Origin of the sequence: Paenibacillus sp. P13VS (genome assembly GCF_015143645.1) — a bacterium.
Classification (GTDB): Bacteria; Bacillota; Bacilli; order Paenibacillales; family Paenibacillaceae; genus Paenibacillus; species Paenibacillus xylanilyticus_A.
Window position 1 is genome coordinate 378,243 of record NZ_WYEV01000002.1, and the last position, 24,765, is coordinate 403,007.

General features: G+C 48.8%; 16 protein-coding genes. 6 read left to right on the forward strand and 10 right to left on the reverse strand.

What is annotated here, in order from left to right; translation table 11 throughout:
* Positions 1 to 19: 19 nt before the first annotated feature.
* On the reverse strand, positions 20 to 2,044 hold the full coding sequence (locus GUA98_RS02825; protein ID WP_193721998.1) for a Na+/H+ antiporter: 2,025 nt from the start codon (positions 2,042 to 2,044) through the stop codon (positions 20 to 22).
* A gap of 210 nt (positions 2,045 to 2,254) precedes the next feature.
* On the opposite strand from GUA98_RS02825, the gene GUA98_RS02830 reads away from it, so the two are divergent.
* A complete protein-coding gene (locus tag GUA98_RS02830; RefSeq protein WP_193721999.1) occupies positions 2,255 to 2,554 on the forward strand; it encodes a hypothetical protein in 300 nt (99 codons plus the stop codon).
* A gap of 88 nt (positions 2,555 to 2,642) precedes the next feature.
* Here GUA98_RS02830 and GUA98_RS02835 read toward each other — a convergent pair whose 3' ends face one another.
* Positions 2,643 to 3,125, reverse strand: a complete 483-nt coding sequence (locus GUA98_RS02835; protein ID WP_095358788.1) for a MarR family winged helix-turn-helix transcriptional regulator — start codon at positions 3,123 to 3,125, stop codon at positions 2,643 to 2,645.
* Positions 3,126 to 3,313: 188 nt separating this feature from the next.
* Here GUA98_RS02835 and GUA98_RS02840 point away from each other — a divergent pair, with 188 nt between their 5' ends.
* Together GUA98_RS02840 and GUA98_RS02845 are read left to right on the forward strand one after the other, a co-directional pair.
* A complete protein-coding gene (locus GUA98_RS02840; protein WP_193722000.1) occupies positions 3,314 to 3,838 on the forward strand; it encodes an NAD(P)H-dependent oxidoreductase in 525 nt (174 codons plus the stop codon).
* 243 nt (positions 3,839 to 4,081) lie between these two features.
* Positions 4,082 to 5,194, forward strand: a complete 1,113-nt coding sequence (locus tag GUA98_RS02845) for an FAD-dependent monooxygenase (RefSeq protein WP_193722001.1) — start codon at positions 4,082 to 4,084, stop codon at positions 5,192 to 5,194.
* Positions 5,195 to 5,289: 95 nt separating this feature from the next.
* Here GUA98_RS02845 and GUA98_RS02850 read toward each other — a convergent pair whose 3' ends face one another.
* The 8 genes from GUA98_RS02850 to GUA98_RS02885 all read right to left on the reverse strand — a co-directional run bounded on the left by GUA98_RS02850 (position 5,290) and on the right by GUA98_RS02885 (position 20,109).
* The gene (locus tag GUA98_RS02850; RefSeq protein WP_415752992.1) at positions 5,290 to 7,866 is read right to left on the reverse strand and encodes a beta-mannosidase; all 2,577 of its coding nucleotides are present in this window, start codon (positions 7,864 to 7,866) and stop codon (positions 5,290 to 5,292) included.
* A gap of 82 nt (positions 7,867 to 7,948) precedes the next feature.
* Positions 7,949 to 9,535 carry a helix-turn-helix domain-containing protein gene (locus GUA98_RS02855; protein WP_193722003.1) on the reverse strand — a complete coding sequence of 529 codons (1,587 nt, stop codon included), beginning with the start codon at positions 9,533 to 9,535 and terminating at the stop codon, positions 7,949 to 7,951.
* Complete coding sequence (locus GUA98_RS02860) at positions 9,532 to 11,283, reverse strand: sensor histidine kinase (protein WP_193722004.1); 1,752 nt, start codon at positions 11,281 to 11,283, stop codon at positions 9,532 to 9,534. Before GUA98_RS02860 ends, GUA98_RS02855 begins: the two co-directional genes overlap by 4 nt.
* 29 nt (positions 11,284 to 11,312) lie before the next feature.
* Positions 11,313 to 12,167: a carbohydrate ABC transporter permease gene (locus GUA98_RS02865; RefSeq protein ID WP_227779400.1), complete on the reverse strand. Its 855-nt coding sequence runs from the start codon at positions 12,165 to 12,167 to the stop codon at positions 11,313 to 11,315.
* 39 nt (positions 12,168 to 12,206) lie between these two features.
* The gene (locus GUA98_RS02870) at positions 12,207 to 13,085 is read right to left on the reverse strand and encodes a carbohydrate ABC transporter permease (protein WP_193722005.1); all 879 of its coding nucleotides are present in this window, start codon (positions 13,083 to 13,085) and stop codon (positions 12,207 to 12,209) included.
* Between the two features lie 170 nt (positions 13,086 to 13,255).
* Positions 13,256 to 14,569, reverse strand: a complete 1,314-nt coding sequence (locus GUA98_RS02875; protein WP_193722006.1) for an extracellular solute-binding protein — start codon at positions 14,567 to 14,569, stop codon at positions 13,256 to 13,258.
* A 204-nt stretch (positions 14,570 to 14,773) separates the two neighbouring features.
* Positions 14,774 to 16,858 carry an acyltransferase family protein gene (locus GUA98_RS02880; protein ID WP_193722007.1) on the reverse strand — a complete coding sequence of 695 codons (2,085 nt, stop codon included), beginning with the start codon at positions 16,856 to 16,858 and terminating at the stop codon, positions 14,774 to 14,776.
* Positions 16,859 to 17,451: 593 nt separating this feature from the next.
* On the reverse strand, positions 17,452 to 20,109 hold the full coding sequence (locus GUA98_RS02885; protein ID WP_193722008.1) for an adenosylcobalamin-dependent ribonucleoside-diphosphate reductase: 2,658 nt from the start codon (positions 20,107 to 20,109) through the stop codon (positions 17,452 to 17,454).
* A gap of 334 nt (positions 20,110 to 20,443) precedes the next feature.
* On the opposite strand from GUA98_RS02885, the gene GUA98_RS02890 reads away from it, so the two are divergent.
* From GUA98_RS02890 to GUA98_RS02900, 3 genes are all read left to right on the forward strand, one after another.
* A complete protein-coding gene (locus GUA98_RS02890) occupies positions 20,444 to 22,204 on the forward strand; it encodes a DEAD/DEAH box helicase (protein WP_154893672.1) in 1,761 nt (586 codons plus the stop codon).
* Between the two features lie 2 nt (positions 22,205 to 22,206).
* Entirely contained in the window at positions 22,207 to 23,457 is a 1,251-nt protein-coding gene (locus tag GUA98_RS02895) for a YqhG family protein (protein ID WP_193722009.1), read from the forward strand.
* Positions 23,458 to 23,637: 180 nt separating this feature from the next.
* Entirely contained in the window at positions 23,638 to 24,696 is a 1,059-nt protein-coding gene (locus GUA98_RS02900) for a hypothetical protein (RefSeq protein ID WP_193722010.1), read from the forward strand.
* Positions 24,697 to 24,765 lie beyond the last annotated feature (69 nt).

Consider the following 24,765-nt stretch of genomic DNA (forward strand, 5'->3'; position numbering starts at 1 on the left):
AAATATCGGATTTATCGGGTTAGCTATTTTTCAGTACGGTCGCTTCAACATCATTGATAAATCGGCGGAGCTTCGCAGCCACGTCTCGATTGATCTCACCATTCTCATATAGCTGTTGAACCGTGTTACGCTGCTCTTGAATGGCTACCATTTGCAGCTCAAGCTTCTCCTGATTGAATGGATCTTCGGTTCTCCCCTGATTCCAGCTTCTGAGTCTGGCGATTACCCGCTCATACTTGGCAATCACGAACAGAGCCACAGGCCGATTGCCGTCGTTCATATGTGCCCGTATGGCTTTGATAGCCGCTTCCGAAGTACGAAGCTTAACCTGACGAAATTGATCTGCATTTTCTAACATGAACGGCTGCTCGGGCTTCTCCGAGCGATTCGTAAACAGATGACCGAGCACGCGTCCGATCTCACTAATGGAGAACATCATCTGCGTATTGGTGCGGTTAGCCAGCATCATTTCCTTACGGTCCAGCCAGCTGTTACATTTAAACGCCGCTTCGGATGCAATGACGTTCTCATCCATCATACTTTCAATTTCCTTGCGCTCCGCACGCGTGCCAATCAGGTTAATGGCCGTTTCCTGCTTCATGATGTCCTTGCGTTTGCCGGCCGTCATCTGTCCTGCAGCCTGCCTGATGTATTTCGATAAATCAGAGACTACAGCAAGTGCAGCGGCTTTGTTCTCGTCGGTCATCTCGGACTTGACTGCCCGAATGGCCGCATTAAGCATGATGTCCTGTGCCTTTCGTTCTGTCGTTTGCTGAGAGCCATCAGCAGCCTTTTCATCATTCTTGGCGAGTACGGGCAGAAACACGCTTGCTGCGATTAACGTAAACAGAATAACTCCGGCTGCCAGGAATATGATCAAATCCCGTTCCGGGAAAGGCGATCCGTCCTGAAGCACATACGGGATGGAGAATGCACCCGCGAGGGTTACCGCGCCTCTCACACCCGACAGGGAGATGATGGTCATCTCTTTTAACCTTGGTTTTCCAATCGGGGACTTCTTGCGGAACCATTCATTCCCTTGCCAGAACAAATAGATCCAGACAAAACGAAGCAGTAACAATAACACGGATATTAATCCGACATACCCCAGCACTTGAAAATTGTTAAAGGTTACATTCTTGAAGATTGTATTCAGCACATCCGGAATCTGGACACCCAGAATGACAAACACCAAGCCATTCAAAATAAATAGAATAACGGACCATGTGCTTGCAGAGACCACCTGCATCTTCAACTGAACCGATTCCGTTCGGTCACGTTCAATGGCATGGATAATCCCTCCCGCCACAACGGCCAAAATGCCTGAGACGCCAATTTCTTCACTCACCAGATAAATAACGAATGGCGTAAGGATCTGCAGCAGCATATGCACGGTAACGTCCTCCATACCCAAACGCCTGATCCATACACCGAGCCGAATGAGCAGAAAGGATAATAGCGCACCTACCAGCAGACCACCAATGGCAATGATAAGAAAGCTGAATGAGGCCTCCGCCAATGAGAAAACGCCTGTAACGGTTGCTGCTATGGCAAATTTAAATGCAACCAGGCCGGATGCATCATTCATCAAAGCTTCGCCTTCGAGTAGTCTATGTATGCTTTTGGGCAGATGTACACGCCCTGCCATGGCGCCAACGGCGACCGCATCAGTCGGGGACAGAATGGCCGCAAGAGCAAAAGCGGCAGGCAGCGGAATAGTGGGAATCAGCCAGTGAATGGCATAGCCAGCCACAACGACGGTAACAAAAACCAAACCGAGTGCCAGCAGCAGAATGGGAGCCCTTAAATTCCACAGTTCATGCCTTGGTGTTCGTTTGCCATCGTTGTATAACAATGGCGCGATAAAGAGCACAAAAAACAGTTCCGGATTCAATGGCAGATGTACCCCTGCAGGAAGAAGCGCAATGGCTACCCCGAGGACAATCTGAATGAGCGGAACCGGGATGAAAGGTACAAACCGGTTCAGGATGTTTGATAAACCGATGAGTACCAGCAATACAAGTACCGCAATAAACAATTCCATGATGGTAATCCCTTTCTCTAAATGAAGTAATAAATCCAATTGGAGTAGTCTTATTTTAACATATATCCGTTTTTGTTATAAAAATGTTGTCATATCCATTACCCCGATAGTGAAGACAAGTAGCTCAGAGTAATAATTCAGTTTGGATTTGTTTATAAGATGTTACAATATGCTCAGGACAATACCCGTTTGGAAAGGAACTTAATATCTATGGCATTTGGAATTAATCGGCAGGAGCTGTCAGAATGGAAAGACCGTGTATCACGCGGCGAGCTTGCTTATCTCACTCATTTTTGGATAGACCCACGTTTCCCGGGCATTACAAGCGTAACCAAGGTAGGCTGCTCGAATCTGGAATGCCTTGAACAATGGTGTCTGGAACATGGTCTTGATCCGCGCTATATTCATCGACGTCAGCCTTTTCCGCATTTTGACCTGCTTGGACAGAAGCAAAAAGAAATTCTGATGGAGATTGGCCTACTGGACCATATTGAACGATTCCATCTGTAATAGTCAGCTTAAAACATGAAAAAACGTCAGCCTTCAACATTCGTCCCAACCCGGGGCGAACCTTGAAGACTGACGCTTCAGTGCCATTTTAACGATGAGTTTGCTCCAAAACCTTCATTTTTTCGAGCAGCTTCAGTTCGATTTTCTTAAGCATGCCTATCATCTGCTGCTGTTCTTCTTCCGTAAGCGCTTGTAACAGTTCCCATGTCATACGTCCACGGTTTGCAGTCAGGGATTTGGCCAGCTGCTCTCCATCTTCCGTCAGGGATAACCACACGATTCTTCGATCCTCTTCACTGCGTACCCGCTGAATCAACCCTTCACTCTCCAGCTGATTCAATACAATGGTCGTAGCGCCGGATGATAAGCTGAGCTGCCTTGCCACATCGACAGCCATACAGCGCTGTTCCCTTAAAAGCATGCCCAATATATGACTCTTAGTCGGATTCAGTTTGCAGTTTGTTTCTGTTTTCTGCTGCTGGTCCAATACCTTATTTTTATATCTGAAGAAGGCCTCCAACAATTGATCAATGTTTGCCAATTGAGAGTTTTGCTCCGTATCCAGGCTCATAAACGTTCCTCCTGCCTTTCATCATAACCTTCCTAACATTGTAACATATTTGTACTTTTTTGTTTGTGAAAAATCCGATTGTTCCATGAATCCTTTGTAGTTTGTAAAGTTCATGCTTATTTTTGCGATACATGTGACAAGCTACCTCATAGCATGATAAATGATGCATTTTGAGGAGGTCATGAAGCTTGAATATTTATATTGTTTTCGATAGCGAGGGCGGTCATACACAGGCGCTGGCTGAGGCGATTGCAGCCGGTGCTGCCAGTGTGCACGGGGCCACTGTTCATCTGCACTCCACCGAGGAAGCAGATGTATACAAACTGGTGGAAATGGATGCCATTATCTGGGGATGTCCAGGTCATTTCGGTTCCATCAGCTCCGGTCTGAAAAAATGGATCGACAAGCTGGGTTACCTATGGGCTCAAGGGAAACTCGTGGATAAAGTAGGTGCTGTATTCTGTACGATTGCCACAGAACACGGAGGGCTTGAATCAGCATTACTTCATCTGCTGACCCCCATGCTGCATCAGGGAATGATTATAGCCGGGCTGCCAGGAAACTTTGCTGACAACGCCTTATATGGTTCTTATTATGGCGTTGGAGTTACCTGCCCAGTGGATAGTGATGTTCTGTTGAGCGATCAAGGAATTGCTCTTGGCAAAGCCCTTGGAGAACGTGTCGCCCGAATCACCAATCGTCTGATCACCTAGACCGTGTTTCATTCGGGCGGATGTATTTTTCCTTCTATTTCTCAAGCCTGCCCTCCCTTCAAGAAGCGAGAAAACAGCGCAGGCTTGAGTCAACTTCGAAGCAAAGTCACAACTGCCTATTGCAAAATTGAAGCGTGTTTGTTTATAATAACTAGTATCTTAAAGTTACTTTTAGTTACTTAATAATTTTTATAAATTTGTTATCAGAAAGTAATATAATAACATAGCAAGGGAATTTTATATATGAATGACAATAATCCATTACAAGTAGATGTCTGTATTGTTGGAGCCGGACCAGGCGGGGCCCTCCTGTCTTACTTGTTGAACCGCCAAGGAATATCGACAGCACTAATTGAGCGTCAGCCTCATCTGCACAAATCATTTCGCGGTGAACTGCTTAACCAGGACGGTGAAGCTGTACTGAGCAAGCATGGACTCTATTCAGGTGTAGCACAGCTTGGAGCCATGGCCTTGGAGCAGATTCAATACTGGGAGAACGGACAGATTATCCACACGGTGTACCCTGGTGAGGGAGAATCGCATGTGGGCATCCACGTACCACAGGATCACCTGCTGGATTATATTGTTTCACAATCACAGGCGCTACCGCACAATCACGAGAAGGTATTATTTAATACGGTGATGACCGGACTGCTTAGAGATAAGACAGGAAACACAGTAGGCATCAATGTTCGGCAAAATGGTGTTCCTGCTTCTATAGAAGCAGCCATTATTGTCGGAGCGGACGGGAGATATTCTGCTGTACGAAAATACGCTGGCCTCACCCCGGATATACGCAAGCATGGGTACGATCTGTTATGGGCCCGAATTCCCGCGCCTGCAGGCTGGGAACCAGCCGTTCGTATGGCGAGCATGAACGGTCAGCAGCTGGCGCTGTTCTCCCAATACGGCGGGTATGTACAGATTGGCTGGAATATCCCGCAGGGTTCCTTCTCCAAGCTGCGTGAGCAGCCCTTTGCCCCTTTTGTGGAGAAACTCGTGCAAGCCTTCCCGTGTCTCGCGGAATCGGTCGCTGCACATATTCAGACCTGGAGCGATTTTGTACTGTTATCCGTAGAGAGCAGTTACAGCGAGTCATGGACTCAAGATAATGTGGTTCTGCTTGGCGATGCGGCTCATACCATGACACCTACAGGAGCCTTTGGGCTTAATGCAGCGCTGGAAGATGCCGATGCACTTGCCGAGATCATCATTCGGATGGCCTCTGATCAATCTCAATCGATAGAACTATTGAAGCAGCTTCAGGTGATTCGGAGCAGCAAAGTGAAACAACAGCTTGCTCGCCAGCTGGAGATGGAATCCTCCTTCCAACAGCGTTACGAATCCCTGCGCTAGCAACCGTTCATATAATCAATAGCATTTAATTCAAATCAAACATGCCGGGTGGCTTCTGTTCAGAGCCCATCGGCATGTTTTGCTTCATTTTGCAGTTATATTTCGCGACCGTTCATTGCACTTACACGAAGCTCATTCAGGGGCAGCGACTCCATCTCTGGATGGCGCAAATACACCGTTCGGCTCTCTCCTGGAAGCAGGTCGAAATAGTTGTCACTGAACCGCACACGTCCCAGCGGAAGCTCCAGTTTAACCATTCTTGCGATGGCACCGCTGGCTGTAACGGTAACAGACTGCTCCTCCTCATTCACATGCACACTCAGCTGAGACAACGGCAGCGCGATGTCCTTCGGATCACGCAGGAAATATCGGTTAAGCGGCGCAGCAAATCCTTCCGATACAAGTTCAATCATGACTTCTTCGGCACGTCTGCCCTGCAGCACTGCTGCTTCACTTAATACTCCAACCTTGGAAGAGGATTGGGCTTCAACCTCCACCTGCAGTGTATCCGAGTAAACTTTCTCCCCATTTAGCTGATATACATTAATTCGAAGATGGCCCTGTAACCCCTCAAGTTTATCGTTCACGACCCATAGTGCAAGCGGATCGCCTGGTTCATGCTCAAGAGACAGTAGAACCGGATGGAAGAAGGTCTTCCCATAATAAAAGGATGCCTTAGGCAGCAGCTCATAATCAATCATAGACCAGCTCGTTCCCGGCCAGCTGTCGTTCAGCTGCCACACAAGCGCACCACTGTTCCGGTGATTGATCCTCCGGAAATGTTCGATTCCGTACCGCAAGCCTTCCGCTTGAGTCAGCATCGAATAATTCATATATTCTTCAATCGTTTGTGGAATGCCCGTGTAGCCTTCCATCAGAAGAATGCCCTTTTGGTGATTGGTATCCTTGTTGCGATAGGCCATCTCCGGACTTCCCCAGTAGAACTGCCCTTCAGGCATATTTTTCTCCAGCGTATAACGGTTGGCCGAAGCATGCATGCCGAATTCACTGCTGAACAAGGCATAATCCTTTTTAAAATTTTTAAATGTTACGCCCTCAATACTGTAGTCAAGCAGCGGTGGTTCACCGTGTTTTCTTGGATAAACAGAACCATGCCAAACCTGCCAGTTGTGACGGTCACCAACATCCGGATCATTGGCATCATTGCCATCCTTGTCTCCAAACGGTGAAGACGGCCAATACGGACGGGACGGATCCAGACGTTCCAGAGCCTCAGGAATCAGCTCATGATAGATCAGCTCCCCATAGAATGGACTCGTGATGTCTCCGCTGGCAGACTTCATATCATAAAGCCAGTCAATCTCGTTATTGCCGCACCAGAGGGCAAGGGATGCCCGGTTCCGCAGCCTGATCACATTATTTTCAACTTCGCATCTGACATTCTCCATAAAATCTTGATTAAAGTCAGGAAATAATGCATTGGCAAAAGCAAAATCCTGCCACACCAACACCCCTAGCCGATCACACTCATCATAAAAGACATTCTTCTCATAGATGCCGCCTGCCCACACTCGCAGCATATTCATGTTTCCTTCGACGGTCAGCTCAATGAGCTCCCGATATCTCGAGTCGGGAATAGCACCAATTAGATGATCAGCGGGTATCCAGTTGGCCCCCTTGGCATACATTTTGATTCCGTTCAGTATAAAAGCAAATGCGTCTTCTCCCTGTTCATTATGGAGGGCAAGTTCAATGGTTCTTATCCCATAGGGCTCGCGATAACGGTCTACTTCAATTCCATCTGCGTATAAGACTACCTCCAGTGTATACATGTACGGTTCACCCAGATCATGCGTCCACCACAATCGCGGTGAAGGCACAGCCAGTGTTGTATCCGCCTGTCCATCTTGGACAGTCAGCGCAGCAGCTTGAGTCACTTCCTCACAGCCAGCATCCAACAAGCGAACATCACATGTCGTGACCACAGCTTGCTTCAGCTGCTGTCTGCTGCGGAAGGACATCACCGATTTCACTTTTGCCGTAACGTCAATAACCGCCTGTTCTTGGCTGACAGACTTGGTCCGGGCATACACACTATCCAGCTTCGCTATCTTGTGTCTCTTCAACCAGACTTCACCCCAGATGCCGACAGTAACCATGCGCGGTCCCCAGTCCCAGCCGAAATTCATCGCTGCCTTGCGCAGCCATGGCCGTTCCTTCGTATAGGATGACCAGTCGAATGTCTCTTTGTCCCGGTTGTGCAGAGACAGCGGATCGAATCGAACTGCAATGGCGTTCCACCCATGGTGGACCAGTGTCGTAACATCGAAGGTATGGGACATGAGCATATTGGCTGTTTTCCCCACCTCATGTCCGTTCACATAGACGGTTGCAAACGTATCCAAACCTTCGAAGACAAGCTCAAAATGTTCCTGATCCTCTTCCGCCTTCACCAGGTTAAAGTTGGTACGATACCACCATTCCTTTTGCTCAATCCAGCGGCTCTTGGCATCGTTATGCCCGTAGTATGGCGGATCAATTATGCTCCTCGCCACCAAGGCCGAATGAACATCCCCTGGCACTTCGGCCCCGATCCAGAAACGGTCATCCAGTGCAGCAGCTGCAATGTCCATCGTCCGTTTTTCCAAGGCTTCAAAATGCTGGATCTTCCATTGACCTGACAGATCCTGAATTGAATCACTCTTCTTCATCATATGCCTCGCTCCCCAGATCCCTGAATCATTCCACATGATCGAAAACGTTTGCAGAAACAAGTACAACCATTCATGTCTGCTAACTTCCCGAAGGCTTGAATGCATACGCCTCTTCGCGAAATTCACTCGGGGTCTTGCCTGTATGTTTTTTGAACAGCCTGCTAAAGTATTTTACGTCTTCATACCCACTCATGGCAGCCACTTCACTGACTTTTGCAGGAGAGACTGCCAGCATCTCCATCGCCCGCCGAATACGCATATTCGTTACAAAATCCCCAAACGTTGTACCTGTCTCTTTCTTGAAAAGTTCGCTGAGATGTCCAGGGTGCAAATGGATTTGACCAGCCACCTGCTGTAGACTGATTTCTTGTGCCAATCCGGATTCCATGTAGGCAATGGCCTTTTGCACATGTGAAGCCTGCCCTTGGCCCATTTGACTGTAATATGTATGCATCAGACCATATAAATGGTGAAACAGCATATCCTGAAGGTCCGCAGCATCTGCATCAGATTCCGGCACCCATGGATCATATCGTACAGGCTCTTCTCTTCCTATTGCACGCATCGTTCGAACCAGCCAGCGTTGTCCTGCAATGACCGCAGAATGCAAACAGGCATTGAACGATTCTGGTGTTACTTCCGGGTCTAACATGAGTTCTTTTACAAGCTCCCGTGTCCATGTGGTGAGCGCGACAGGGTCATTATCGAGCAATAGGGTCCCCAGCACGGTTTCCTCTTCATGCGTAAGTAATGTTTTACCACCCTTGCGGTGTTTTACATGCTCGATGCTCCAAATTTTATCGTCAAGCAGACTCATATATTGATACGCTTGAGATGCTGTTAAATAGCTTTCGTGAAGGTATACCTCGCCACAAACCGGATGCCCTACAGCTGCACGCAGCGTACATTTCAGAAGCTGCTCCATATGATTAACTACCGTTCCCAGTGTGTTCAGTAATTCCTGCTGCCTGCTCGTTACCTGCATTACCCCAATAATCTGTTCCTTGTGAATATGAGCGGCTGCACCAGGCAGCATATCCTCCAGCATATTTTGCACGGCAAATCTCAGAAGTGCTGCAGAAGAGCGACTCCATCCTTGCGCACGAATAACAAATACAACCTGCTGATAGACCTGACGGCCGTCCAATGTTACACCAGCAGACTCCGCCGCGCCCGGCTTCAAAAATGCTGGACACGAACCTGTAATCACATCACCTTCGATAACCCACCGTTCAAACAATCGCTGTTTATTCTCCTGCAAAAGGCGCCCTTCCTTGGACTTTTCTGTCCAGCGGTCCATAACTCTTTGCTTGGCCTGAAGAACCGTTTTGATGATCTCTTCCGGTTTGCTTGTCTTTAACAGATAATCCGTCACACCCTGCCGAATCGCCTGCTGTGCATAAGAGAAGTCATCGTAGCCTGACAAAATAATGACTTCCATCTCAGGCAGCAATTGCAGTCCTTCATTTGCAAGTTCAAGCCCTGTCTTGCCTGTCATGCGGATATCAGTCATCAGAATGTGCGGACGCTCCTCAGCCAACCGGGACAACGCTTCTTCAGCCGAGGCTGCTGGTGTAAGGAGATCAATCCCCAGCTCGCCCCAGGCAATAACACTGGCAAGTCCGGTGCGAATGATCACTTCATCATCGACAATCAGTAGTCTCATGGCGATTCCTCCAGAAAGGGTATGGAAAATGAAATACGGGTCCCTCCACCGACACGGCTGTCTATTTCAAGTTGAGAAGCTGCCCCATAATGGAGCAGCAATCTCTCATTAACGTTGTGGATCCCGTAGCCACCAGCAGCGGGATTCACTTCCGGCAGTCTTTCCTTCAGCTGTTCCAGCCTCTCCTGCTCCATGCCGACACCATCATCCAGCACCAATACGTTCATCCGTGCTTCATCCTGATCCTGACGAATCATGATGGTTATCGTTCCTGGACCATTCTTGGGCTGAATACCATGTACCATGGCATTCTCAACGAGCGGCTGCAGTAGAAGCTTCAGCATCATCCGCTGCTCCAGTGCAGGATCCACAATATAGTGCACCGAAAATTTATCAGGGAAGCGGATGGACTGCACCCGTACATAATGCTGAATATGGGCAATCTCCTGCCCAACAGGACAGAAATCCTTGCCGTTATTCAGGCTGATGCGCAGGAAATCACTTAAACCTTCGACCATATCCGCAATTCGGCTCTCTTTTGACATCAGGGCAATCCAGTGAATGGACGAAAGGGTATTGTACAGAAAGTGGGGATTGATCTGTGCCTGAAGTGCCCTCAGATCAGCTTCTTTCTTGCGGGCTTCACCTTGTATAACCTCTTCCTTCAGGCTCTCGATATGTGCACCGAGCAGATTGTAGCTCTCTCCCAGTCTTCCGATCTCATCATCACTCTCCGATCGAAACAAGGGCAGCGGCCGATCCGGGTCAATTCGGGACAGATGCCTGGTAAGCACACGGAGCGGCCTTGTCACGCGGCGGACGGTGAACCAGACCAGCCCTGCACAGATTACAGCAGAAGTGACCACGGCTACAGCCGTAAGAATCAGAATATAACCATTCTCCGACTTGTATTGGTCGTAAGGAACAGTTCCAGTCAACGTCCATCCAGTCAGCTGTTCCGGGTAATAGAGCAGCGTTCGTTTGTTTTCTCCACTGCCATACGTAGTCGTCCCGCTCTCACTCTGCCGAATCAGCGTCTGCAATTCAGGTTCGACCTGCTCCAGCGTCAGCCCAAGCCGGGATTTATCCATGGAGGACAGGATCTCTCCGGATTGTCCGACCAGCTCTAGACGCCCTTCACCTCTGCCAAGTCCGAGCGCAGCCCAGTCTTTGGAAATAGCCTTTTCATCCAGGCTGATCGCGAGCCATCCGATAGGTCGATAATCATGAATACTGCGGATGGGACGCACCAACGTGATCACATTTTGTATGCCTGCATAGTTGCGAACCGGGTAGACGCCGGTCCACATTTTTACCGCATCGCCAGCAGGAGCTGGCGGATCGGAAGTACCCGGTTCATACCAGGTAGCCGTTGTCAGAACAGCATCAAACCGATCCGGATATATCGCTATATTCGCAATATATTTTTTAGATGCCGCCAGATTGGTCATCCTGCCGACAATATCCACGCGGTCCAGTTCATGATCTTCATTTCTGCTCAGATACTGTTGAATATCGCGCTCTCCAATCAGGAAAATGGATATATTCTCCGCGTCCTGCAGCATGTAGCGAAGATTGGCTTCCACCTGTTTCAGCGTGTCCATACCGGACAGCTTCGTTTTCTGCTCGGTAATGCGGGAAGAGATCAGAAATGCGAACAGACCCAGCGCAAGCAGCGGCACGATCATGGAGGCAGTTACGACAACCGAGAGCTTCCTCTGCAGCGATGATGTGAGCCAGCTTCCCAATGCTTTTCCTCCTCTGGATGCGCCTTCGTTTACCCCTTAACCGCTCCAGCCGTCATGCCTTTCATAACCTGTTCCTGAAAAACAAGATATAGTATTATGGTCGGAATAACCGACAGTGTCATGGCGGCCAGTGTTAATCCATAATCCGTCTGGTATCCGTCCGCAAAATTTGCAATCGCCAGCGGTAACGTTTTCAATCCTGTCTTGTTAATGAATACAAGTGCAAACGAAAAGTCATTCCAAGCATGCAAAAAACTCAGAATGGTAACCGTGGACAAGGCAGGCACTGACATCGGCAGCATGATCCGGGTAAACAGTCCCCACAGACCTGTTCCATCGATAAACGCCGCCTCTTCAATGTCACGTGGTACACTTGTCAGATATGCCGTCAGTACAAAGATGGCCGTTGGCAGTGCAAAGGCCGTATACGGCAGGATTAATGCCCAATACGTATTTAATAGAGACATCTGCTTCATCAGAATGAACAAAGGCACCAGTGTGCTATGAATGGGAATCAGCATGCCTACAACGAAAAAGGTCATGACCAGCCCTTTCCAGCGAAACTGGAATCGTGCCAGTATGAATGAGGCTAGAGCTGCAATAAATAAAGTCAAAATCAATGATCCCAATGATACCACGAGTGAGTTGCCAAATGCCGTACCCAATCTGGAGCTTTCCCATGCATTGGTGAAATTAGCTACATTCCATTGGGCCGGCAAACCAAATGGCCTGCTGTAGAAATCTTCATTCGTTTTGAACGCACTAATCACAAGCCAGTAAAACGGATACAATGTTAAAATACCATACACCGTCAGCAGCGTCCAAACAATTCCGCTGCGCAGCCGGCGAACCGGATGGCCTGAAGCTCTTCCTGGTGATGGCATCGTTACAGGTGTCGTACTCATTACAGTTCCCCCTCTCTTCTAATTCTCTTTTCTTTTGCGACTGGTCACCCACTGGCTTGTTCCGATAAGCAGCAAGGAGATCAATACGATGGTTGTCGAGATTGCACTACCGAAACCGTAACGGTAGGTTGTAAAGGTCGAATTATACATATACGTAGCGAGCAGCTCGGTTGCATGAGCCGGACCACCTTTGGTCATGATGTACACCAGATCAAACGATTTCAGACTGCCCGAAATACACAGAATGATCGCAACCTGCACGGTTCCCCAGATCATGGGCAGTGAGATCGATACCAGCTTACGGATGCCCGAAGCGCCGTCAATTTTGGCAGCATCATGAATTTCACCAGGAATGTTTTGCAGTGCAGAGATGAAAATAATAAGGTACAAACCAACGAAGCTCCACAGTAGTGGCGGTACGAGAGAGAAGATGGCAATTTTGTCGTCAGAAAGCCATTGCAGTTTCCAACTCTCCAGGCTGAGCGCATCCAGCAGGAAGTTCAGGATCCCGATCTGCGGATGATAGATATACTGCCAGATCATGCCGATAACGACGGTAGACAAGACCATGGGCAGGAAGACAGCAGAGCGCAGGAAACGCTGCAGCGGATTGCTTTTGTGTAAAATGACCGCGAGCATCAGCGCTAACGGAATCTGACCGAACACGGAGGCCAGTACAAAAATGACGTTATTTTTTAGTGCCCGCCAGAATACCGGGTCATGCCAGATCTCCACATAGTTATTCAGACCGATATATTTGGACTCCCCGATGCCGGACCAGTTGAAGAAGCCGTAATAGGCTGACCATACAACCGGAACAAATACAAACAATGCATATATGATGACTGCCGGAGCAAGCCCCAGCATGATAAAACGACGACTGCGCAGTGCATTCATTCCTTCACTTCCCTTCTTTAATGCCTTACATATCCCCTTCACACATTGAAGCCTGCAAATGAAACGTAAAACCCCTCCCCTGCCGGGAAGGGGCTATACTGCTCAGTTAATCCCAGGAAGTACGAATCACCGAGTGTTTTCAATCTACAACCTATTCCTCATCCATTCTGTTAGTTGCCAGCGGCATTGGCCTGTGCAGCCTGAATTTTGGCGGCGATATCTTCCGCTTTGCCTCCCATCAGCAGTTCCTGCAATCCATTATTAATAACTTCAACCGTTGCAGACCCCAGCTTGGAATCGTAAACCGGATTAATCTTCACTTCCTGCATCAAGTCGTACAATTCGATGAACAAAGGATGTGCCTTGGATTTATCCAGCTCAATGTTGTAGCTAACGAGTGTACTGCTGTCCAGCGTAGCTTTTTGTCCGTCAGGTCCTGCCAGGGCATAGAACAGCTCCATGGCTGCCTCTTTTTGGGCACCGCTCAGCTTTTTGCTTACACCCAGACCGGTACCTACCACGCCTGATGTCGTTCTTGGCTCTCCTTCACCACCATCTACCGGGGGAAGAATAGTAATATGCGTGTTGTCCAATACCTCCGCAGGTGCGTTGTTCACCAGGTTCGCCAGGGCCCATCCACCATTCATGACCATGGCTGCTTTCCCCTGAAAATACAGCTGCATCATCTGGGTTTCGTCAATGCTGTTGAACCCATCCTGAAATGCTTTGCTGTTACCAAGCTCCTGCATTTTGTTTAACGCCTCGATAAACTGCGGATCCGTAAAACTGGCACCATCCTGGGCTGCTGCTTTCAGAAACCAATCTGTACCCGTAATCCGGTCTGCCAATGTACTGAAGATCGTCGATTGTGCAACCCAGTTTGCCTTGTTCCCCAGGGCCATTGGAATAACCTTGTTCTCATTAAACGTTGCAATGGCCTGTTCCAATTCAGCCCACGTTTCTGGAACTTTGACGTTATACTGTTTAAACAGTGCCTCGTTGTAATAAATGAAGGAACTTGGCGCCAGATTCATCGGCACGGAGTAGATGTTTCCGTCAACCGTATATCCATCCAGTGCGTTCGGGATAAAGTTGTCCTTCCACTCCGGCTTCGCATCCAGCTCTGAGTTAATGGGCTGAAGCAGGTCGCCTTTTACAAACTCTTTCGTCATGGCATCCGGCCACATAACAAACAAATCTGGCATTTCGTTTGCAGCTGCTACAGTACGGAGCCTTGTTTTAAGGCCGTCTGTCGGCAAGCCCTCATCCACCACTTCAATATCTGGATGTGCTGCCCGGAAATCTTCAATAATTTTTCGCATGGCTACTGCCTTTGCATCCTGTCCGGTCCAGTTATGCCACAGCGTAACCGTGACTTTATCGCTGCTGCCCGTTCCCTCCGAACCATCACCGCCACTGCAGGCAGCGAGTACCATCGAAAACAAGGCAATTGCCACAAAACCCGAAAGCCATCTTCTTAACATCTCTATACTCCCCCTTGGCTGTTTGAATACCCTCATTGTAAATGGTAACGCTATCATAACGTAAGGTGACGATCTACGGATGGTGGGGTGAAAAATATCGGATTCCTCAATAGCTTGTTACTTGTAATTAGAACAAAAAGAGCTCTCAACCTGAGAGCTCTTTAAGCAAACAATCTATTTCATATGAAAAAGAATAAGTTCAATTTATTTCATGCTGCTTTTGATAAGTGCCGCAAAAGCTTCCGAGCCTTCCTTCGTCAAATGTACGCCATCTTTTTCAAAGTACTCATCGTGCCCTTCGCTTGCACTGTTCCAATCAATGAGGGAAACATTACTGTAGGATGAGGCTGCTTCGTTCAGTGCTCTGTTAACCGTTCGCTCCCAAGGACGAGGGACCCGGACAGTAACCAGATATACATGATTCTCATCCTTGAGGTAATCCAGCACGGAATCCAGGCTTTTGGAATTGAATGAACCGTTGGTTCCCAGTTCCAGGACAACCTGATTGCCAAGTTGGTCATTTCGTTTGAGCCCATCCAGGACATCGGCTGCCTCCCACATCTGACGGCCAACATGACCGTCCACGTGTACCCCGGACATATGTTGTTCCAAATAAGGCTTGGCATCCAAGATGACCGAATCCCCTATCACGGTATAGTGGATCTTGCCGTCTTCAGCAGGAGGAGCTTTGTCTTCACCCTCTTGCGAAGCATCTCCCGGCTGATCCGGGTTCCCCGCAGTATCATTCCCGTTATCATCTGCATGATCCTGATTTCCAGCAGCACCTCCAGCAGTCTGGTTGGGCTCATCAGCAGCCGTTCCATCTCCTTCATCGGATGCCGGTTCTTCCGTTTTGGAAGGCGTATCTGGCTTCGACGTCTGCTCTGCTGGCTTGTCTTGCTGATTTCCACCATCATCTGCAGGCTTGTCATTCTTCTGCGGTGCCGGCTTCTGGCCGGAACCTGCAGTATCAACAGGAGCCGGAAGAACATCCTGTCCTATCTCTTCATGCACTGCATGTTCTCCATTCAATGTGGTAGACATCGATACAGAATGTGAGTCGGAGTTCGCCGCAGAGGAAATCATCATCTGTGACACGGTGAAGCACATAAACAGAACTGACATCACCACTCCGCCCCGCTTCAACCATATCTGATGGGTACTAATACCGTTTCGCCCTCTACCCCATAGCCGGGACCAGGTATCACGGAATCCGTTATAGCGGATTGGATTTTCGATAAACTTCAATGATAGTGAAGCCAGCACTACCGTTGCTGCCACCTGCAGAATCATTCGAACCGGATGTAAACCTCCCGTATCGACCACAGGACTTGTCAGGATAATTACTGGATAATGCCAGAGATAGAGCCCATAGGAACGCTCCCCAATCCACCGCAGCGGTTTTGCACCAATCAAACGTCCCAGCATCGAAGAGGGATGCGCCAACACAGCGACCAGCAGCGTAGTAGCTATGGCTTGAAGTACCATCCCCCCTTGGTAGAGCGACGGTTCATATTCACTGCTGTTCAGCATCATGTAGACCAGCAGGGCCAGCGCTGCCAAGCCCGATACATCAAGCACGGCTCGATTAAGGTTCGCAAGGGAGGAGGACAGTTTGCGGCTTGGCCACACAACAGCCAGTGCAGCCCCGGCCAGCAAGGCAAAAGCACGCGTGTCCGTACCATAGTATACACGGCTTGGGTCCAGATTCGGATTATATAGAATAGCCATTGCACCAGCAGATAACTCAGCGGCTACAACAATGAAAACAACGAGCCATCCCTTTCTTTTGAACAGCTTAATCGAAAGGATAAGGAGCAGCGGCCACACCAGGTAAAACTGCTCTTCCACGGCAAGCGACCAGAAATGTCCGAACGGTGATGGAGGACCGAAACTCTCGAAATAGGATACATGGTGGAAGATATACCACCAATTGCTTATGTATAATACACCCGATATAACGTCCCCACGCAGGGCAGCAAGCCGGGAAGGATCTGTGAAGAGAAGCCAAATCATTACCACTGCTGTCATGGTAAGCATGCCAGGAACGAGACGTCTGATTCGTCTCACCCAAAAATCACCGAGTGATATGCGTCCATGTTCCTGCCATTGGGACACAAGAATATCTGTAATCAGATAACCTGATAAGACAAAGAAAATACCTACACCGAGCAAACCGCCGGGAATAAAACTCAGATTAAGATGATATCCAATCACAGCAAGCACGGCAATGGCCCGCAGGCCATCCAGTCCGTTCATATGGCGCCTGTTGTTTAGCGTTTGTGACATTCGCGCCCCTCCTTGTTGCTTCGGTTTGGCATCGTGGATGTCTGGGGCAGTTGCAAATCAACTTGGCTTCGCATCGTGATTCTGGTTGTCATTAACATACGTATTGCACCTTTCGTCATTCATTTCCAATATATCGATCAACACTCACGTTTAGCATTATACGCTCAAGCGCAGTGAGATAAATTACAGTAGTAGTTACAAAGTGGTGAAACGATGTAATCTTTCCTGCCAGCTAATATAGCTGTAAAATCATACTCCAAAATTGTCGTTTAATACAGTCTTTTTCTTGGGCTGGGTAATATTACCTCACTGCCATATCAAAACAAAAAGACCGCCCACTTCCTCAGCAGCCACAATCCATTATAAACCTATCCCCAACCGGATTGAAAGTTTTGCCCATAAATGCTTCTAGATGCCTAGGACTCTGGAGGTGAAAAGGACAAAACCTCTTATATTCCGGGAATCCTGTAGTTGAAATCATCCTTTGAAGCCCGCTAATTCTATGTCAGTTCATACAAAAAGGGCGACCAAAGTGCTGGTCACCCTTACAGTATTCTTCTCAGCACTTTAACCTGGCTGATGTCTTCTAACCTCTAATTACATTTGCTGTATCCACACTGGCTGCAAGTCTTGCAGCCTTCAATATTGATTAATGAAGCTGAACCACAGGAAGGACACAAATCTCTCGATGCTGTATAGGTTACTGACGGTTCGTCCACAATCACCGATTCAAAAATTCCATTCACATTTTGGTCTGCCTCTTCATTAGTGGAGGATGCACTCTCTTGAGGGGTGCTCTGTACATGACTTTCGAGCGCCTTCGCTACTGCGTCTGCGATGGACTCTACCCGGTTTACACCAAAGCCAATCGCTCCCGAACCACCGATGCCTTTCAGATGTTTGATAAGAAGCTCCACTTTATGTCCGTGGTCACCATATCGCAGGAACAGGGAGCACACTCTTCCCAGCGCTTCAGCCATGGCGAATACATCTGAACCGGCTTTGCCCACGTTCAGGAAGATCTCCGCCGGAATGCCATTTAGGTCGTTGATCGTAATGTAAGCCATACCAAACGGAGTATTTATTTTGTACGTTGCTCCCCGCAGTACCTGTGGACGACTCTTGTACTGTTTATCCAGTACTTTGGCAGAGGGCGAAGCCGCCACACTTGTTTTGACCTCGTTATCTGTCTCCGAAGGTGCGGACGAGAAGGCTGTCGTTTCGTTTGCGGCACTTGTTTCTTTTACCGTATCTGTCACACTTGTTAGTTCACTTACTTCGCTCTTCGCCTCTTCCTTCTTCGTCGTGGAGAGAACCTGAACATCGCGGCTGCCGTCCCGGTAGATGGTGACTCCCTTACAACCGAGATCAAAAGCAAGCTCATACAACTGTGCCGTATCTTCAACCGTAAAATCAGCCGGGCAGTTAGCCGTCTTCGAGATGGAGCTGTCCACCCACTGTTGAATCGCTGCCTGTACCCGAATATGATTTTCTGCTGACAGATCCATCGCCGTTACATAATAGTCAGGAAGTTCCTCGCCAGGGTGTTCATCCAGCCACTCCTGGGCAATGGGGACAAACTGCTCATCGTAACCGAGCCGGCTTTGACGGAAGTATTTAAACGCAAAGTATGGTTCAATCCCTGTCGACGTACCCACCATCGTTCCCGTACTTCCTGTTGGAGCCTGCGTGATAAGCGTTACATTACGAATGCCATGCTTGCGGATGGCCTCTCCTACTTCCGGATAAGTCCCTACCAGATTTTTCATGAATCCACTCTGTAAATACGGCTCCACTTCAAAGGCAGGGAACGATCCCTTCTCGGCCGCGATCTCTGCTGATGCGAGGTATGCTTCTTTTGCGATAAAGCCATACAGTTTATCCAGAAATTCAAGCGATTCCGGACTGCCGTACCGGATGCGCAGTTTAATCATCAGCTCTGCGAGACCCATCGTTCCAAGTCCAACGCGGCGCTCCCGCTGCTGATTCTTCTGGTTTTCCTCAAAATGATAAGGGGTTGCATCAATCACATTGTCCAAAAATCTGGCTGAAATGCGTGTTGTCTCCGCCAGCTCCTGCCATGCTACATCGTGACTGGTTTCATCGTAAAATTTGGATAAGTTGATAGCCGAGAGATTGCAGACGCCCCATCCTGGCAGGCCTTGTTCACCGCATGGATTGGTACATATAATCGGATTAAAATACCAGCTGTTGGACATCTGATTGTAATACTCCATAAAGACAACACCCGGCTCTGCTGATTTCCAGGCCGATTCGATAATCGTACGCCATATATCCCGGGCCTTTACTGTGCGGTAATGGATAACCTGGTGCCCGGCTTCCTTCCATTGCTGCAGATCCCCGTTCCACTCGTTGTCATACTCGGGATCGCTCGTATCCGGAAAAACAAGTTCCCAGTCCCCGTCCTGTTTGACGGCTTCCATAAATGCGTTGCTCACGCATACGGACAGATTGGCATTGGTGACCTGACCCATCGTTTGTTTGACCGTAATAAAATCCATCACATCCGGATGCCAGTCGTTCATCATCAGCATAAGTGCTCCCCGGCGGCTGCCTCCCTGTTCAATCAGTCCAGTGGTATAACTGAACAATCCACCCCAGGATACCGAACCGCTGGATGATCCATTGACCCCTTTAACAACTGCACGACGTGGGCGAAGTGACGACAGGTTGATGCCAACGCCACCACCACGAGCCATAATCTCCGTCATTTCAGTCAACGTTCTCATGATGCCACCCCGACTGTCCTGCGGAGAAGGAATGACATAACAGTTAAAGAGGGTCAGCTCATCGCTAGCACCCGCACCCGCAGCAATTCGGCCTCCCGGAACCAGCTTCCAATCGTCCAGTACAGCCCGGAACTTGGATTGCCACTTTTGCTGTTGTTCCGGAGTGGATTCTACAGATGCCATCGCTTTTGCGAGCCGGTCCCACATCTCCTCCGGTGTTTTTTCTATATTAAGTGTCAGCTTCTCAACTTCCGTCTGGATCGTTTCTCCACTGCGAGTCCTCACTTTCACCGTCTGACCCTGCCGTTCCATGATTTCCCCCACTTCCTTTGTCGGAAACTTCGGGTCATCTTTCGTCAGAACGAGTACAACATCTCCTACCTTGGCATGGTTTGGATCGGCATCCTTCCAGGCATAGCGGTCCAAAAATATTTTTTCACTTAGTCCTTCCAACTTGTGCGACAATTTGTTCGAATTGTGCGACAATTTGTTCGAATTCATTATGTTTAACAGCCTCCCCAAAAATCCCATTACATTTCTATTATGTGTTTAAAATATGCCAAAACACCACATATAGTGATTTATATTCAGTATAGTACACCATATATTGATTTTCCATGTGACTTTAGTCACAGCTACCCTTTCTATTCGCCCTGTACTTGGACTAGCTCACTCTTACGCCATCAGACTCTCTCATTCGAAATTTGTGAATTTTTTTAGACATAAAGGTTCGAATTCCCACCTTATTTGGAGGTTGGTTATGAACTGCCTCTCATTCGTCCATACTATGACCTACGAATAAAACGTCATCATGTATGGCAGGGGAGGCATCACCATGAACCGGAAACATCCGCTTCACATGAATCAACCTGCAGCAGAACTGCCCGTTCCGCTCGAATTCGATCGCAGCTGGCTGACCCAATTGGAGTCACGGCTCGATAAAGGCGGTCCTTGGGGAGATTACAGACTCTTTCAGCTTGGCATTCAAGCCGAAGAGACCAATCTGATTCCCAATTTTGATGAAATACAGTGTCTGAAGCACCTGCAGGGACTGACCCCGCTTCCGCACCAGATGGACACTGCACGCAAAGTATTATTTGAAATGTCAGGCCGTGCCATTCTTGCCGATGAGGTCGGTTTGGGAAAAACCATAGAAGCCGGTCTGATTTTAAAAGAATATATGGTCCGCGGTCTCGTATCCAAGGTCCTCATTCTCGTGCCTGCATCCCTTGTACTTCAATGGGTACGAGAGCTGAATTCAAAGTTTGGCATTCCCGCAGTTGCACAGAAAAAAGCCTATTCCTGGCAAAATGAAGTAGTTGTGGCTTCCATGGATACGGCTAAGCGAGATCCGCATAAGGACATCTTGCTGAGTACGGACTATGACATGATCATTATTGACGAAGCCCACAAACTCAAAAATAAAAAAACGACTAACTATCAATTCATGCTGAAACTGCGGAAAAAATATTGTCTGCTGCTGACTGCAACACCGGTACAAAATGACATGAGCGAGCTGTTCAATCTCATAAACTTGCTGAAGCCGGGCCAGTTGGGTCGTCAAGGTGACTTTAGCGCCAACTTTGTCGTGGATAAACGAATCCCTAAAAACCAGGAACAGCTTAAGGACGAATTGTCCAAAGTCATGATCCGGAACCGCCGCGGTGAAGGACCAGTGCAGTTCACCAAGCGGAATGTTTCCAATGTGAATTTGCAGCTATCTCCTGAAGAGCAGGCACTCTATGACGGGGTAACTTCCTTTGTTAAAGATCAATATCAGGAGGCTGGTGGAAACCTGAGCAGCATGCTCTCACTTGTTACGCTACAGCGGGAAGTGTGCAGCAGCCGGGATGCAGTATTTGTTACGCTGGTCAATCTGTCCAAGAAGCTCCCGCTAGACTCTCCGCTCCGGGACAAAATTTGGGATCTGGTTGCCCATATCAAGGCCATTAAGGAAAATACGAAGGCCGAGAAAACGATGGAACTAATTCGAAACATGAATGAGAAAGTCATCATCTTCACCGAATACCGGGCCACGCAGGAGTATCTGCTGAATTATTTTCGCAACAACGGACTCACGGCTGTTCCCTATCGTGGCGGCATGAACCGGGGGAAAAAGGACTGGATGATGGACCTGTTCCGAGGCCGTGTTCAAGCCATGATAGCAACCGAAGCTGGTGGCGAAGGCATTAACCTTCAATTTTGCCATCACATGATTAATTTCGACCTGCCCTGGAACCCGATGCGCGTAGAGCAGCGAATTGGTAGGGTACATCGGCTGGGACAGCAAAATGACGTCAACATTTACAATTTGTCGACGACAGGTACGATTGAGGAACATATCCTGAATCTGCTGCATGAAAAGATCAACATGTTCGAGATGGTCATCGGCGGACTCGATGTTATTCTCGAACGGCTGGAGAAAAAGGAGTCCATCGAAAAGAGTCTCTATAAAATCATGCTCGAATCCCAGAACGAAGATGACATTCGCCGGAAAATGGATTCGCTTGGACAATCACTGAATTCCATTCAGCGTGAAGTCGCCGATGAAGTGCCGTCCGTCTCCCTTCTGGATCTGGGCAAAGGAGGACACTGACCATGACCATGTCACCCCAAGAAGTTCAGGCCTATGTGACAACCTATCTTGAAGCCATGGAATGCCAGATCATGGAGCGTTCTCCTGCACATCTAACCGTTAAACTATCGCCGGAAGCGGACAAGGCGTTAACCAACCGTCCGTACTATTGGGGATTTGTTGAGCGCACTGGAGCTCCAGCGGAGACGATGTCCTTTACGTTCGTATTTGATCCGGCAGCGCATCAGCAAGCCACTGAGGCAGCAGAAGCCAGAGCCGCTCAGGCATCTCCCTCTATCTCTGCAAGTCAGAGCGGACCTGTCGGCACAGGCAGCGCCGGGTCTGGTTCCGGACCAGATGCACCTAAAGAAACCATTCTTGGCCGCTATTTCGGCATTACTCCAGCTCTGCCGCAGCTCGGGCCCGGCCGCATCCTGCGTGAAGACGTCGTCTATGGCAGTCGCAGACTGCAGCAGATCTTCGAGGCAGCCCGTGAAGGCGGCGCATTCGTGAACCTGTTTGAGCAGGCACCCAAGCGTCAGCTGCGCGCTGCCGTACCAGCTGTATATGAACCATGGCTTGGTGTATGTTTCAAAGTGGAATTTGCCTGTGATTTGAAACGGGAGGAGCTCCATTTTCTTGGCATCTCCCTTCGCACAGGTGAAATTATTGAACAATTCGGTTCCAAGCTGAACCGGCGAGACCTCAGCCCCAGGCTGGCTGAGAACATGCATGTCCAGACAGCCAAGGTAACGCTGTCGGATGCTGGAGCAGCACTCGAGAAACACCTTACCAGGCGTCTGCTGGAACTGGATTATGGTTGGGCTGAACAAGCCAAGGCACGACTGGACCTGGAACTTGCTGTGGTTGATGCGTATTATGAAGCCGTACTGAGAGAGGATACGCCTGAGGTTGAGATAGACGACAACTCCACAGGAGCTGGTCATCATTCTGCTTCCACCAAGCAAGAGCCCGTGACAAACGCCATGAGGATTCAGTCTACTGCGGGGGATCACTCCGGTGTCCCTCCTATGAATCGAATCTCCGCAGGCATGGCTAAATTGGAGACACATTCGGATGCCGAACTTGCTGCTGAACAGGCTGTCCCTTTGGATGAGGAAACGGATACCGAGCAGGAGAAGACACGCCAGGCGGTTCTGGACCGTGAAGCGATGAAACTGCAATACGAAACCCGCCGGACAGAAATGATCTGGCAGTATGAGCCCAAAGTGAAGGTCACGGCCATAAGCACCGGCATGTTTCATTTAAGATAGACGCAGACACTACTTTTCCAGCAAATGACGGCAAAAGTAGTGTTTATTCATGAGCAGCCACCCGACAGGTTGCAGCAACCTTTGCATGGCTTGTCCACTAGAATGAATCTAGAAGTGATCGTGCAGCGAATAATCGTCCCTGTTCGTCATAATGTACTCCAGAAAAAGAAGGTGTTAATTATGAACCGAATCTTCCATAGGCCATGGCTTGTCATCCGCCGGGCAGCAGGCGTGGGCGTCATGTGCCTTTTGGGTTTAACTACGTTGTCCACAACATTGCAGGCAGAAGATGTCTTAGGTTTGCAAGCAGCCACCACAGAACTTTCCTACCAGTTAACGACGGCAAAAAGCGATGCTTCCCATTCATCTAATAAGTTTGCTCCTGTTGCTGTTCAGCAGTTTGCTCTTCAACAGGTTAAGGCCCTGGGCTCCTTACAACATATGGACCAAGGCTGGAACCAGGCGCAGCTAGACTATTCGCCTCTTGGCCCCGGAACGCACAGCTGGCTTGTTAACGCTCATATCGATGGAACACCTGTTGGATATATGATCATTACAGCTAACCGTACAGGGAAACTGCAGCTAAGTGAGTACGGACAGGGAGAACATCATCCTTATGACCTTTCTCTACTGCAGCAGTCTCTTCAACGACATCATGTGAATTTGAACGAATTGTCACATGCAGAAGACATCCAGTTACGTTATGCCTCCCCTCTTCTTGCCTATTGGAAAGTGGAGCAATCAGGTGCTGAAACCATCTATATCGATGCAACCAACGGTGACACTTTACCGAATGGTGCTGTAAAGGCCATTGAGCGTGAATCTCGGGCTGAACATACACGACCGCCTTCTCCCACGCTATCCGTGTATGTACAAGTCCAATCCAGAACAGATGAACTACCCAAGGTTCCATCCTTCTCAGCAGATCAGTTCTACGTGCAACCGGATTTCGATCCTGCCGATAATCTCTTGTGGATTACTTCGGAAGCCGTCCCTGTAACAAGTTTGCAGCCGTTGATACAGCAGTGGAAAAACCATCAGGCCATCGTCTTTTCGGCAGATGAGCGCAATGTATTATATGGAGGCCCTCTTCCTGTTACCGGATATCAGGTCTGGAGAGTGGATGACGGTTCGGAGCAAATGGAATATGTAGCGATTGGGGGGAATTCTTCCGTAAGACGTTTCGTTCCGATCGACACGCTGATGAACGACGGTCATTTTTATACTTTTAAGCCGTGAGGCCGTGAGTTTTGTATAGTCTCAAGCAAACACAAATAAGACGCCTTCCTCTGATTTCAAAATCAGGAA